Annotated in this window: 10 protein-coding genes; all 10 read left to right on the top strand. The window is 43.2% G+C overall.

What is annotated here, in order from left to right; translation table 11 throughout:
• Positions 1-600: 600 nt before the first annotated feature.
• The 10 genes from ABIX36_RS23355 to ABIX36_RS23310 all read left to right on the top strand — a co-directional run bounded on the left by ABIX36_RS23355 (position 601) and on the right by ABIX36_RS23310 (position 14327).
• Positions 601-2796, top strand: a complete 2196-nt coding sequence (locus tag ABIX36_RS23355; protein ID WP_348084578.1) for a GDSL-type esterase/lipase family protein — start codon at positions 601-603, stop codon at positions 2794-2796.
• Between the two features lie 425 nt (positions 2797-3221).
• Positions 3222-4226: an alpha/beta hydrolase gene (locus ABIX36_RS23350; RefSeq protein ID WP_348084577.1), complete on the top strand. Its 1005-nt coding sequence runs from the start codon at positions 3222-3224 to the stop codon at positions 4224-4226.
• Positions 4227-4353: 127 nt separating this feature from the next.
• Complete coding sequence (locus tag ABIX36_RS23345; protein ID WP_348084576.1) at positions 4354-5418, top strand: alpha/beta hydrolase-fold protein; 1065 nt, start codon at positions 4354-4356, stop codon at positions 5416-5418.
• Between the two features lie 125 nt (positions 5419-5543).
• Positions 5544-6611 (top strand): alpha/beta hydrolase-fold protein, encoded by a 1068-nt coding sequence (locus ABIX36_RS23340; protein ID WP_348084575.1) that lies wholly within the window; start codon positions 5544-5546, stop codon positions 6609-6611.
• A gap of 68 nt (positions 6612-6679) precedes the next feature.
• Positions 6680-7942: a glycoside hydrolase family 27 protein gene (locus ABIX36_RS23335; protein WP_348084574.1), complete on the top strand. Its 1263-nt coding sequence runs from the start codon at positions 6680-6682 to the stop codon at positions 7940-7942.
• 122 nt (positions 7943-8064) lie between these two features.
• Positions 8065-10197 (top strand): hypothetical protein, encoded by a 2133-nt coding sequence (locus ABIX36_RS23330; protein WP_348084573.1) that lies wholly within the window; start codon positions 8065-8067, stop codon positions 10195-10197.
• 341 nt (positions 10198-10538) lie between these two features.
• Positions 10539-11867: a serine hydrolase domain-containing protein gene (locus ABIX36_RS23325; RefSeq protein WP_348084572.1), complete on the top strand. Its 1329-nt coding sequence runs from the start codon at positions 10539-10541 to the stop codon at positions 11865-11867.
• 147 nt (positions 11868-12014) lie between these two features.
• On the top strand, positions 12015-13193 hold the full coding sequence (locus tag ABIX36_RS23320; RefSeq protein ID WP_348084571.1) for an alpha/beta hydrolase-fold protein: 1179 nt from the start codon (positions 12015-12017) through the stop codon (positions 13191-13193).
• Positions 13194-13202: 9 nt separating this feature from the next.
• Complete coding sequence (locus tag ABIX36_RS23315) at positions 13203-14075, top strand: alpha/beta hydrolase (RefSeq protein WP_348084570.1); 873 nt, start codon at positions 13203-13205, stop codon at positions 14073-14075.
• Between the two features lie 33 nt (positions 14076-14108).
• The gene (locus tag ABIX36_RS23310) at positions 14109-14327 is read left to right on the top strand and encodes a hypothetical protein (RefSeq protein WP_348084569.1); all 219 of its coding nucleotides are present in this window, start codon (positions 14109-14111) and stop codon (positions 14325-14327) included.
• Positions 14328-14341: the final 14 nt, after the last annotated feature.

The raw sequence follows: 14341 nt of genomic DNA, 5'->3' as shown, positions 1-14341 counted from the left end.
TGAAAATACCTTTTAAATAACTATTTTTGTACACGCTTTTATAGCGTTTGCTGCACGCCCCACGTCAGCTAATTGCCTGGTCAGTTTGGCCCGGAATCAGGTGGTCAACATCTCCATAACATACAGTATGCTACTTTTAAAAAAAATGAGACGTTTTGGACAACTTATGATACAAGCGGGAAGCACTAGTAAACTATTACCATATATCTTTAGACCGTTTTAGACAACCTGATAAACCCTTGCCGGGTTTAATCCGGGCAGTCTGATTTTGTCAAACCAGAAAGATCTGCATCTTCCAAACGTGCCAATTATAAATATGAGTTATTTTATATCCTGACAATGTCCATGCCTGTTGTTTGCTTTCAAGATGCGAGCCAGAAGCCGGCATTGTTTTTTACACATCACCTTAAACTGTATGTTAAAAATGTTGACTTTAACAAACGGACAGCTAATACTTGTGAGTATGCAGCAGTAAATGAGGCAAGTAGACAATTAACGCAAGGTAGTTGATAATTAATTTACGACACTTATACTTTAACTCTAAGCCAAAGTAATTCCATGAATAGCAAAATATTGAACCTAAATCTAATACTAGTTGTTTTGTTTCTCTTATTTTCTATAACAGGGAACGCGCAGGTGAGCGTTAACGATAGGGAAATATCCCGCGTGGCTTACCTATCCCTTGATGGGCAGCGCCTGGGTAAGGCAAACCGGCTGGCAAACAATGGCAACCTGCATAACGTGGATAAGCCCTTACTGTTACTTTTGCGGACAAGATCGGCATCGCCAAAAGGAACCATACTTTTAATTCCCGGCGGGGGGTATGAAACCATCAGGATGAAAAATGAAGGCCAAAAAGCCGCTGCTTTCCTCAACCAACAAAATTTTGATGTCGCTTTGTTAGAGTACCATGTCGGTAAAACTCTTGCGGTTCGCGATTCAGCGCTTTTGGACGCTTTAAAAGCATTCAGGCTGCTGAAGTCAAACCGGACGAATTTTGGTTTGCGTGGTCGCCGTCTGGATATCATAGGTATTTCCTCCGGCGGTCACCTCGCCGCACGTACGGTGCAAAAGCTTAACGATGGTGAGCAACCCGACGACGTGGTGCTCATTTCACCCCAATATCTTGATGAAACATCCACGGGTACAGTTTTCCCGGCAGTGATGCCGCCGGTGACGCCCAAAGCCAGGTTATTTGTTAGCTTTTCATCAAATGACAATAAAGACTGGATAAAAAGCAGCGATGAATACGCCAAAACCTGGAAGGGTTATGATGGCCAGGAAACTTTTAAGCTCCTGCCAGATAGCACCTATGTTTCACAATATGATAGCGATCCTTTAGCGGACGGCCTTCAGTTACCGGGTGTACTTATGGATTTCCTTTTATCAGATCCCTTAGTTAAAAATGCTGGCCCAAACCCTGCCGCTGTTCCAGTTGAGGGCTGGTCTAAAAAACGCCACGCCGAAAAGCTGGAGGCTGTTGCCAAAGAAAAGTTCGACCTCATTATGCTGGGCAATTCCATAACCAATAATTTCGAGCACTCCGAGTACCGGCCTGTCTGGAATCAATTTTTCGCTCCGCGCAAAGCCATCAACCTCGGCTTCGGGGGCTACCGTACCGAACAAATTCTATGGAATATTCAGCATGGCGAACTCGATGGACAGTCGCCCAAAGTGCTGGTGCTGGAGATAGGGACTAATAATATCGACGAGAAACATTATCCCATACGCCATACTGCGGGGCAACTGGCTGGTGGCATAGCAGCTATTGTAAATACCATCCGGCAAAAGCTGCCGGATACAAAAATTATGATACTGCGTTGTTTCCCCGGTAGCTACGATGGTCCAAACCCTACATCGCACCGGGCCATATTAGAGCGGGCTTCTGATATCGTGTCAAAGCTTGCCGATGGAAAGCATATATTTTATTGCGATGTAAACCACGTGTTTCTCAATTTTGATGGTTCCATCAATCATAATCTGATGCCCGATTACCTTCATCCAAGCCCGGCCGGTGCAAAATTATGGGCACGTGCAATGGAACCGCTAATGTCTGAGTTAATGGGCGACAAGTCGTTAGATAATGATACGGTAAGTAACACAGCCATCATACCAGTATCCAAACTGGAGAATGACAGTTACAATTGGTGGGACCGCCATGCAGAGGTGCTTAGGGTTAAAGATTCTATTAACCCCGAAGTGGTGCTCATCGGTAACTCGATCACTCATTTTTGGGGAGGCCTACCACAATTGAAATATGCTGATGGTAACTTGAGGGAACCGAACGGTCCGACTTCATGGGCCAGTGTATTTGGGCCTTACCGGGTACTTAACCTGGGCTTTGGCTGGGACCGCACCCAAAATGTGCTGTGGCGGCTTGATCATGGTGAACTGGACGGACTACAACCCCGCGTGGTAGTAATTGATATAGGTACAAACAACACCACCCAGACAAACAATGCCAGGAATAACACAGCTACAGAAATTGTTGAGGGTATACGTGAGGTTTGTTTAAGGGTGAGGTCAAAGGTACCGCAAGCGAAGATCATTGTAATGGCGATATTTCCGAGAGGCAAAGGCCCGTTAAATCCGCTCCGCACAGTCATCAATGAGGTCAATCGTCAGCTTGAGGTATTTACAAAAGACAATAAAGTTACCCTGGTTGATATTGGCCCAAATTTGCTTGCAGCAGACAGGACTTTTTTGCCCGGAATGATGCTTGATTATGTCCATCCAACAGACAAAGGCTACCAGGTTTGGGCTGATGCTATCAGGCCGTATATTTCAGTACCCTGATAACTGTAATCGCCTAATCAAGTTTAACAGACCTGATAAGCGAGCTAATACACAAAATGCGATGTGCATTTCCCCGAACCGCACAACTCACTTACATTTATCAGCCACTTTATGCACTTTCTGAAAAAATGAGACGTTTTGGACAACTTATGATACAAGCGGGAAGCCTTCATAAATTATGACCACGTATCTTTCGTGAGTTTTAGACAACATCGTCAAAACGTGCCAATTAAAATTGCAATATTCTAATGATCCTGACAATTTCTATGCATGTTGTCCGCTTTCAAGATGCGAGGCGGAAGCCGACCTTGTTTTTCCCCACAATACCTTTAACCGCACATTAAAGGATGTTTGATTTTACGGAAGATCAAGGCAAAAAGTCAATTTTTAAATTTGAAAATAAATAAAACTTATCAACCAAATTAATGTCAGTACAAACGAAAAACAACAGGAAATCAAGTAGGCTCTCCATAAAACTGCATTTACAAATATTGGTGCTACTAATGCTTTTGCCAACCTTAGTTGTAAATGCTCAGTCAGTAAAATTCCCTGCTGATTGGATGGATTCTTATGCTTATGTAAATGGTATGCGTATGCATTATTACCATGCCAAACCCGCACACGGCAAACCTGTAATGGTAATGGTGCACGGTTATACCGATATCGGGCTCAGCTGGACTACATTGACCCTGAAACTACAGGACGCTTACGATATTTATATGATTGATACACGAGGGCATGGTTTGTCTGATCCGTTCACGCCTTCAGATAACGGAGATACAATGATCAAAGATGTAGTTGATTTTGTACGGGTAATGAAATTTGAGAAACCAATCCTAATGGGCCACTCAATGGGAGCTGCCACGGTAATGCGGATAGGCGCAGCATATCCCGATTTAGCTAAAGCCATTATCATGCTCGATCCTTTTGTAGGGAATCGTCCATTCGGGCCGGCTGCACAAAGTGCCACTACCAATCGAAACAATCCGTCAACCGCTTTGGCATCAGGTAAACCAGCACCAGCCCGCCGACCAGGCATGTTCAAAAGCCCGGATTCGTTGGTGGCCGGTAATAATACCCGGTTTGAAGACCTCGTGTCAGCAGGCCATCGTCAAAATCCACTATGGGACAGCGTGGATGTTTATTATTGGGCTGTCTCAAAAAAGCAATACCATGGGCCTTACACCCCCGAACAAGCGGACGCAATGATAGGCACGATGAACTCCGCAGATGCGCTTTCAAAAATTAAGGTGCCGGCACTCATCCTTAAAGCAGATGCACCCCCCGAGGCGCGCAAAGTAAACGAGGATGCAGCCCGCGTAATGCAAAACGGAAAGCTTGTGCACATTGACGGCGCGGCGCACAATCTGCATCACGACAAGCTGGCGCGTACTGTGCAAGTTTTAAATGAATTCCTGGCAAAGCTGTAATCATACATTACAGTAAAGTGATTGCCGAAAAGTAGCTATAAATCTCAACTTTTATCATTGATAATCTGGACCTAATAGTAGAACACGCGCTGCGCCAAACTGAATTATACTAAAAAATTTCAAAATAATGAAACGTTTTACCTTACTTGTGTTTTTTCATGGCATCGCGCTTACGATGTATGCCCAAACCCCAACAACAAATTATATCCCGTTTGAAGTTAATGCAGACAGTAGTGCCACATTCCGGCTTTTAGCACCCGACGCCAAAACGGTAGCATTAGAAGGCGACGTTAAGGCTGAAAAAACGGAACATTCGTCTGAGGGTTTGTGGACGATGACCACCGCTCCACACCTTAACCAAAGCGTTTACCGTTATTTTTTTATAGTGGATGGGGTGAAGGTGAATGACCCTAAAAACCCAATGGTAGCCGACTTTAGGCCAATGGTTGATATAGTGCCCAAGGATCAAACGCTTTTCTGGCAGCAAAAAGATGTGCCACATGGATTATTATCAATTGTTTATTACTATTCAAAAGCCACTAATTCCACTCGTCGCATGTTCGTTTGGACACCTCCCGGTTATTTTGCAAGCAACAATAAAATGCCGGTTCTATACCTGTTACATGGCGGCGGTGATAACGATACTAACTGGCCAGGGCAGGGAAAAGCGGGTTGGATTCTTGACAACCTATCTGCAGAGGGCAAAATTGTTCCAATGGTGGTAGTCATGCCTGACGGAAGTATTCCTGTCGAAACCTTTGCCAGTGACTTGGGGAATAATATCATTCCTTACGTGGAAGCTAACTTCAGAGTATGGCATGATACGCCGCACCGTGCGCTCGCGGGACTTTCCATGGGCGGAATAGAAACCCTCGAAACACTGCTTAAATTCCCGGATAAATTTGCCTATGTGAATGTGATGAGTTCGGGCTGGTTTGGTAACAAGCCGGGAACTTATGAAAAGTACGACGCGCTTGTAAAAGCCGCTGCTCCAACTTTGAACAAAACGGTTAAATACTTTATTTTCACAACAGGTGGCGTATCTGACATTGCTGATAAGAACAATGACCTGACTAAAGCGGTGTTTGACAAGTATGGCATCAAATCTGACTTATCGAAAAGGGAAGGCGGGCATAGCATGTATGTATGGAGGCAAAATCTTTATGAGTTTACCCAAAAAATATTCAAATAAAGCTTATTCAGGTGTAATTTGGAATTGCACCGGGAGTATTGCAAATAACACTTTTGGCACTAACCAAAGTGTATTTATAAATAAAGTTAGTATTGGAGTTTTCAGTATTATTCAACAACCTCTATATGAAAAAACACACAACTCATTGTATTCTTGCTATATTTTTACTGTTAAGTTCTTTTTCACAAAACTTTGCACAGCAGAAAGATAGGGTCAAAGGAACTGTTGTACGAATAAAAGTCCACGGTAAATTGCTCGAGGGCAACCTTAGCGGCGACAGCCCCGATCGCTATGTCTCCATTTATTTACCCGCCAGTTATAATACTAATCCAAAAAGGCGTTATCCGGTGGTTTATTTTCTTCATGGCTATACTGACGACGATGCAAAGTTTTATGGTTTTAAAAAACACTGGATGTCATTGCCACCCATCTTGGATACAATGTTTGCGCAAAATACTAAGGGCGAGATGATTGTGGTTACACCCGATGCTTACACACGTTTCCAGGGAAGTATGTATTCTAATTCAATTACGACGGGAAATTGGGAGGATTTTGTCGCCAAAGAATTGGTGGCTTACATAGACAATCATTACAGAACAATATCGAAAAAAGAAAGCCGTGGCTTATGCGGTCACTCCATGGGTGGTTACGGTGCTCTGCGAATAGGAGAAAAAAATCCTGAGGTATTTTCAACAGTTTACTTGTTGAGTCCATGTTGCCTTGTTTCTTCTCCAATGTCAACTGAAGCTATACCACCAGGATTTTTACGTGCAGACAGCATTAAGACAATAGCAGAACTACAAAAGGCGGATTTTTTCACCAAAGCACTTTTTGCTTCAGCTGCAGCATGGTCGCCCAACCCCGCTAACCCACCGTTTTACATTGACTTGCCGGTAAAAAATGGAAAACTTCAGCCACAAATCTTACAAAAGTGGGAGGCAAACCGGCCATTAAACAATTTAGATCAATACGTCTATAATATTAAAAAGCTAACAGCTATCGGCTTTGATGCCGGTGACAAGGACAAGGGTATAGCTGAAAGCATCAGATCGCTGGATACAGAATTAGACGCTTACAACATAAAACATTCCTTCGAAATCTATAAGGGTACTCACACCAGCCATGTTGCGGATAGATTTAAAAACAAAATGCTGCAATTCTTTTTAAAAAATTTATCATTTCAGCAAAACTAAAATAGATATGTTCTCTCTTGAAATACTATCAAAAATCAAATAATATTAATTAATCGCTGCCTCAGCTTATGAAATCTATTTACAATCATATTACACTTACCGGTTTAATTGGCCTTCTCTCAATCAATGTTGTCTTAGCACAAAATGAAGCGCCGGTACAGACCCAAAGATCAGCAAATGCTAAAATCACCAACCTTGCACCAACGCCACCCATGGGTTGGAACAGCTGGAACACTTTTCAAACCCGAATAGATGAAAAGCTTTTGCGCGATATGGTAGATACCTACGTATCATCCGGCATGCGCGATGCAGGATACAAGTATTTTACGTTAGACGATGGCTGGATGTCAATGGATCGCGACCAGAATGGCCAGTTGGTAGCCGACCCTAAAAAATTTCCGTCGGGTATGAAAGCGTTTGCCGACTATGTGCACAGTAAAGGTTTAAAATTTGGCATTTATAACTGCGCGGGCGATAAAACCTGTGCGGGTTACCCTGGCACCCGCGGCCATGAGTATGAGGATGCCCGCCTGTATGCCTCATGGGGGGTAGATTTGTTAAAGTATGACTGGTGTAACACCGATAGCCTGAATGCGCGCGAAGCTTATATAACCATGGCTCGCGCTTTGCAGGCAACAGGCAGGCCTATTTTGTTTAGTTTGTGTGAATGGGGTAACCACCAGCCATGGCTTTGGGCCAATGGTGTTGGCGAAATATACAGGGCTACCGGTGATATTACCGCCAATTTTGATAAAGATAAACACATGGGTACATGGACGGCTTTAAGCGTTTTAACCATTGTAGATAAACAACCCGCCATCAGGCAATATAACGGCCCCAACCACTGGAACGACCCGGATATGCTGGAGGTAGGCAACGGTATGAGCTTTGCCGAAGACAAGGCACATTTCACGATGTGGTGTATGTTATCGGCGCCGCTTGTTGCCGGTAATGATCTGCGCAAAATGAGTGCGCCGACCCAAAGTATATTAACTAATAAAGATGTAATAGCCATAAACCAGGATGCCCTCGGCATTGCTGCCTACCGTAACTCGAGCGAAAATGGCCTCGAAACGTGGGTTAAACCGCTAAGTAACGGTAGTTGGGCAGTCTGCTTTTTGAACCGAAGTGATAACGCTCAGAATGTTGCCTATAATTGGGCGAAGAATCCTTTGAATGACAGCTTTTTTAAACGTACTGCTGACTTCAATGCAGAGGTGTACCGCCTTCGCGATGTTTGGGGAAAAACGGGAGCAGGTACTACTAAATCCGTCTTTACCACAGCCATTCCTGCCCATGATGTAGTGTTATTGCTGCTAAAAAGAAGGTGAGTAAAATATACGAGATACCAAAGGTCTGCCGATGAAGGAATCGTAATATTTTATTGTATTTAAGATTCCCAAGTTTCCCAGTCAAAATCTTTACAATTTACCAACTATTACAATAAACAATTATGCAGTTAAAAAAACAATTACATGAATTCGGCTCCAAAATGTTGTTGGCGGCATTATACCTTACATTAAGCTTATTGACAATTAATGCCAATGCCCAAACCATAAATTTAAACGGCAACGCTGGCGGTAAAAGATTTGATGGTGTAGGTGCCGTTAGCGGCGGAGGGGCTACCTCAGTATTGCTCAAAGACTATCCCGAAGTACAGCGCAACCAGATATTAGACCTGCTGTTTAAACCCAAGTTTGGTGCATCTATGAATGCACTAATGGTTGAAGTTCCAGGGGACGGAAATTCTACTCAGGGTTCTGAACTAAGCCATATGCACACCAGGGACGACTTGAACTATAGTCGAGGGTATGAATGGTGGCTAATGAGTGAAGCAAAAAAAAGAAATAAAGAAATAACACTTGATGCCAATGCCTGGGGCAGCCCCGGCTGGGTTGGCAATGGCGTCTTTTGGTCGCAGGATATGGCAGACTATTATGTAAAATGGATACAAGGGCTAAAATCAGTTTACGGCTTAACGCTTGATGCCATAGGCTGCCGTAATGAAAAAGGGGTTAGTATCGACTTTGTTAAAAAATTCAGGAAAACGCTTGACGCGAGCGGACTGCAGAATGTTAAAATACATGCCTTTGACAACTGGGGAAAGGACAAGTTTGACTGGGTAAAAGAATTGGACACTGATGTTGAACTACGCAATGCCGTATCTATTATAGGCAACCATACCATGTCTGAAGTAGCGACGCCTGAAGAGGTGAAAAAATTAAGCGAAAGGCTGAACAAACCAATCTGGAATACAGAAGAACATACTTATAAAGAAGGTTTCGATTGTGAGATAACCCTGGTGAAATCTTTTAATGAAAACTTTATCATTAGCGGCGTAACTAAAATCGTGAACTGGTACCTGGTAGGTTCTGTTTATCCGACTGAACCTTATGCTGAAACACCAGCAGCTATGATAGCCAACTCGCCCTGGAGTGGATTTTACAGAACTCGTGAGGCTTTGTGGGGATATGCACATTATGGGCAATTCGCTAAAATTGGCTGGCAGTATTTAAATGGGGCGAGTGGCAAGTTAGATGGTGGTGGCACCTATGTTACACTTAAATCGCCGAAAAAAGATTACAGCGTAATTTTTGAAACCCAAAATGCTAAAGCCACACAAACCGCTACATTTAACATAAGCGGGGCGTTATCTAATGGTAAGCTTTGCGTTTGGCGCAGTAATGAAAACGAACAGTTTGTACGGCTGGCTGATATTACACCTAAAAACAATACTTATGCCATTACCCTTGACCCTAAATCTATTTATTCTATATCTACAACTACAGGCCAGCAGAAGGGATCATTTGCACAAATACCGGTAGAAAAAAAATTCCCGTTCCCATATTATGAAACGTTCGATGAATATGCCTCACCTAAGCAATATGGGTATTTGCCACATTATACTGCTGATATTTACGGAGCTTTCGAGTTAGCAGAGCGTCCCGATAACAAAGGAAAGTGCCTGCGTCAGGTAGTTCCAGTGCGGCCGATTTCCTGGGCACCTGATTGGCAGACTTACACGATTTTAGGAGATGATAAATGGCAGGACTACGAAATTGGAGCAAATGTATATTTGAACCAAGGCGATACAGCGGCGGTAATGGGTCGCGTCAATGATGTCGGCTCCGGCTATGGGACCATTCCAAAAGGATATTTCCTGCAACTCGGAAGTGATGGCCAGTGCCGTTTGGTAGTAAGTCGTGGCAAAAGGGAAAAGAATAGACTTGTGGGCGATGCCGAACAGCAAGCACTCATTAAAGAGGGTAAGGATTACAGCGAGGGAGGAGAAAAGATTCTTGGAGTTGTAAAAGTTGCTGACGTTTTACCAGACACATGGCACAATTTGAAACTTCGTTTTAAAGGATTTGCAATAACTGCAATAGTAGATGGCAAGCCAGTATTAAATGTAACAGACACGCTTTATTCACACGGAATGGCCGGATTGTTAGCATTAGGCGGAGAAACGAAACTGAGTACACCATACTTTGATAATCTTTTAATCAATGCGCCTGGAGCGAAACTTCCAACTCCTACTGTTTTTTCAAAAAATATTAAACCAATGTATAAAAAGATTCAGAAATGATTGAAGAGTTGAAAAAATATATAATTCGCCTATTCATAAAAAATGGGAGACAGGTTATATCTAAACACAATAAAAAAGCGCAGTAAAAAAATAATAAACGCGGATTCATAAAAGAACAATGTTTACACTAAAGGTTTGGCCGGTTTAATGACTGGTACTGATCCTAAACTGATAAATACCGCTCTTTTCGACAACGTGCTTATTAACAAGGTTAATGCAGAAGTACCTGAACCAGCTACGTTCACCAGTATATCACCTTTATATAAGAAATAACTTTTCAGCTATAAAAAGTCACCGTCTAAGATTTCGCTCAAGAATTTATAATCCAAAATAATAACAAAATGAAAAAAAGCAATTTCGTTGTACTCTTTATCGCTGGCGTATTTTCCACGTCAGTTTGTTTGGCACAAATTAAAACTGCACCACAACAATTCAAATATCAAGCTGATTTAAAGAAAGAGGGTACCAGTAATAGAAAAATTGCTGGTATAGATTCTCTGCTGCAGTCTTTTGTTGATCAAAATAAGGTAAGCAGCGTTGTTGGCTTTGTTGCCAAAGGCGGTAATGTGGTATATAAAAAAGCATTCGGGATGAAGGATGTAGAGAACAAGGTTCCGGCTTCAGCAGATGATTATTATATTTTATTCTCACAAACAAAAGCAATAGTTACGGTTGCCTTTATGACACTTGTTGAGAAAGGATTAGTAAAGATTGATGATCCTGTCTCGAAATATTTTCCTCAAATTCCTGATAGGGTGGCTATAGCTGTCCGTAGCGATGGCACTTATGAAACCCGTCCTGTGGCGAGGCCAATGACGTTTATAGATCTAATGTGCCACTCTTCGGGATTGAACGCTGGTATTGTTGCCAGCAACCGCCGTACTGAAAGGCTAAGAGCCGATTCTATCCGAAAAGCAAATGGAGACACCGCAAAAAGCATAACTCCAGGCCAGCGCAGTGGCGGCACGGGCAATTGGAAGTATCTTAAAGATGCAATGGAAGATTTGGCAAAATATCCGCTCGGTTTTGATCCCGGAAGCGAGTACAGCTACCATATTAGCAGCAATATGCTGGCTTATATGGTTGAAATAATTTCGGGCCAGCCTTTACGCCAGTACGTAAGAGAAAGCGTACTGGAACCGCTTGGCATGAAAAATACGGACTGGTATTATGAGCCTGCAGCACTGCCTCGTTTTGTTAAAGCCTATAATGCCGTTAATGGAAAACTGGAACCCGCATCAAATATGTTCAGCGAAGGAGCAATAAGTAAAAATCGGACTTATGCCGAAGGAGGCCTGGGACTGAATGGCCCGATTGAGGATTATGCTAAATTCTGCCAGATGCTGCTGAACAGGGGAGAATTTAACGGTAGAAGAATCTTAAAACCCGAGACCATTGACTTGATGACAAAAGTTAACCGCTTGCCTGAAGTAAATGCCGGTGGTAAAAATTTTCGTTTCGGTCTTGGATTTGAATTGTATAACCAAAACAGAAAAACAATCCCTGAAGTGTCTAACACGGCGTATGCCTGGGGTGGTGCGTACGGTACCCAATATGTCATTGACCCGGAGAACAACATGATCGTATTGTTTTACATCAATATGCCTAAACATGATGACGTGTTGTATCCTTCTTTCCTCAGCAAAGCATATCAACTCTTCGGGAAATAACCGGTTAATGGGTAGTTCAAACGGAACCCTGAAAAGCGATTATTTTTATCTTATTGCCTGAATGTAATGTAGTTAAAACCATCCATCAATAAATTTTTGCCTGCTTTAAACCGAAACATCTCTGAATCAACTTATCAATCTAAATTTATGAAACAAACCAAGTTTACCAGTAGGATTTACTCAATTACGGTGCAGCCTATGCCAGCCAATTCTTTAAAGGCCCCTGCGAATTTGCGCCATCTTTTTGTGGCGTTACTTTGCTTTTTTTGCCTTTCCCATGCGTATGCACAAAACCCTCCGGCTCGTCCGCCCAGGATTGCTACCCCTAATGATGATTTAGTGTCATTTGAGGTAAATGATGACCAAAGTGCAACATTAAGGCTATATGCGCCGAATGCGAAGTCTGTTGAATTAAGCGGCGACCTCAAAGCGGTAAAGATTGACCGTGCCGAAAACGGCGTATGGACCATGGTGACAGCCCCGCATATTGATCCAAGTGCCTATCGCTACTACTTCACCGTGGATGGCATGAAAGTAAACGATCCGAAAAATCCGATGGTGGCGGATTTTCGCCCGACGGTAGATCTTGTACCCAAAGGCGACACCCTGTTCTGGCAAAGGAAAGCCGTTCCGCATGGCCTTTTGTCCATTGTATATTATGAATCTGCCGCTACAAAAACAACCCGGCGAATGTATGTTTGGACGCCGCCAGGGTATATTTCGAACGGAAAAAAACTTCCGGTACTGTATTTAATGCACGGTGCAGGTGATAATGATACCAATTGGCCGCTGCAGGGAAAGGCAGGATGGATACTCGATAATTTATTTGCTGAAAAAAAGATTGTTCCAATGATTGTTGTTATGCCGGACGGCAGTATCCCAGTTGAAACTTTTGCGCATGATCTGGGAAGCAATATTGTACCATATATCGAAGCGAATTTCCGTGTACAGGCAGATACCAGGCACCGGGCTATAGCAGGGCTTTCTATGGGCGGGTTTGAAACGCTGGAAACACTTCTGGATTATCCCGGCATGTTTTCATATGTCGGCGTTATGAGTTCCGGCTGGTTTTCAAGAGGCCCGGACGCACTTACAAAATTCGATGAGCGGGTGAAAGCAGTAGCCCCGGTCTTAAAAGCGAATATAAAATATTTCAAATTTACAACAGGCGGACAATCAGACCTGGCTGTAAGATTTACTCCTCAAACAAGAGCTGTTTTTACAAAATATGGCATTGAGTCAGAGTTCAGCGAGATGGATGGGGGACATTCAATGTATGTATGGAGAAATGATCTTCATTATTTTACCCAGAAAATATTTAAATAAGTAGAAAGCATGATTTATAAAAGATATTCTTTAGTTCTGCTATTGAGCCTGATAACTGTCATCACTGTTCAGGCGCAGCGCCAGCCCCCAATTAAATTGTGGCCCAATGGCGCACCGGGATCAAATCCAAACGGCGGAGAAGAGATTATACGTATAGACCCGGGAGGTGGAGAGCAAGTCGTGTCCAATGTTCATGAACCGTCTATTACTCCTTATTTCCCAAAAGCGGGAAAAGCCACAGGTATTTCAATTGTTATAGCACCCGGAGGCGCTCATAGAGAACTTTGGATGGACCATGAGGGATACAATATCGCCCAGGAATTGGCAGATCATGGCATAACGGTATTTATTTTGAAATACCGCCTGGCACGTGATAAAAATTCAACCTACACGGTAGAGGGCCATTCTGTAAAAGACATGCTGAGAGCAGTAAGGTTAGTCAGAAGCCGGGCATCAAAATGGAAAATTGACCCCCAAAAAATTGGTATAATGGGCTTTTCTGCCGGCGGACAGGTTGCCGCACTAACAGATTTACAAGCTGATAGCGGCGATATTAAAGCTGCCGACCCTGTGGAGACCGTTAGCAGCAAGCCAAATTTTCAAGTGTTGGTATATCCGGCCTGGGTAAATGATATTACGCTTTCCAAATCATCTGCACCAGCGTTTATTGTTGGTGGCTTTAAGGACATGGAAAGTATTTCAACCGGCATGCCTAAACTTTACTTGAAATTCAAAGAGGTTAATGTACCGGCAGAACTCCATATATACGCTGGTGTAGGCCACGGTTTCGGTGTTAATAAGGTCAATAAAGGCCCTTATTCAAAGTGGCTGGAGCCTTTACTGGCTTGGATGTTTGACATTAATAAAATTGGCGGTGAGTAAATTATTTATGAATTTAAGTAACCTGTCTGCTGTATGAAGAAGAAAATTCTGATCGCCTTAACAATTGCCGGGTTAGCAACAGGCCGGGCCGGGGCGCAGGCAAATAAGAGCGGCACAGTTGACTTTGATGCAGGTTGGAAGTTTCATTTAGGTGGCATGCCGGGTGCCGGGGAAGTAAAAACGGATGATTCGAAATGGCGTACGGTGGACCTGCCTCACGATTGGAGCATTGAAGACGTGCCTGGGACATAGTCGCCTTTTAGCCC

It is taken from the genome of Mucilaginibacter sp. (genome assembly GCF_039925265.1).
Taxonomy (GTDB): domain Bacteria; phylum Bacteroidota; class Bacteroidia; order Sphingobacteriales; family Sphingobacteriaceae; genus Mucilaginibacter.
Note: the sequence above shows the minus strand (reverse complement) of the source record. Positions and strands in the feature narration are given on the sequence as shown.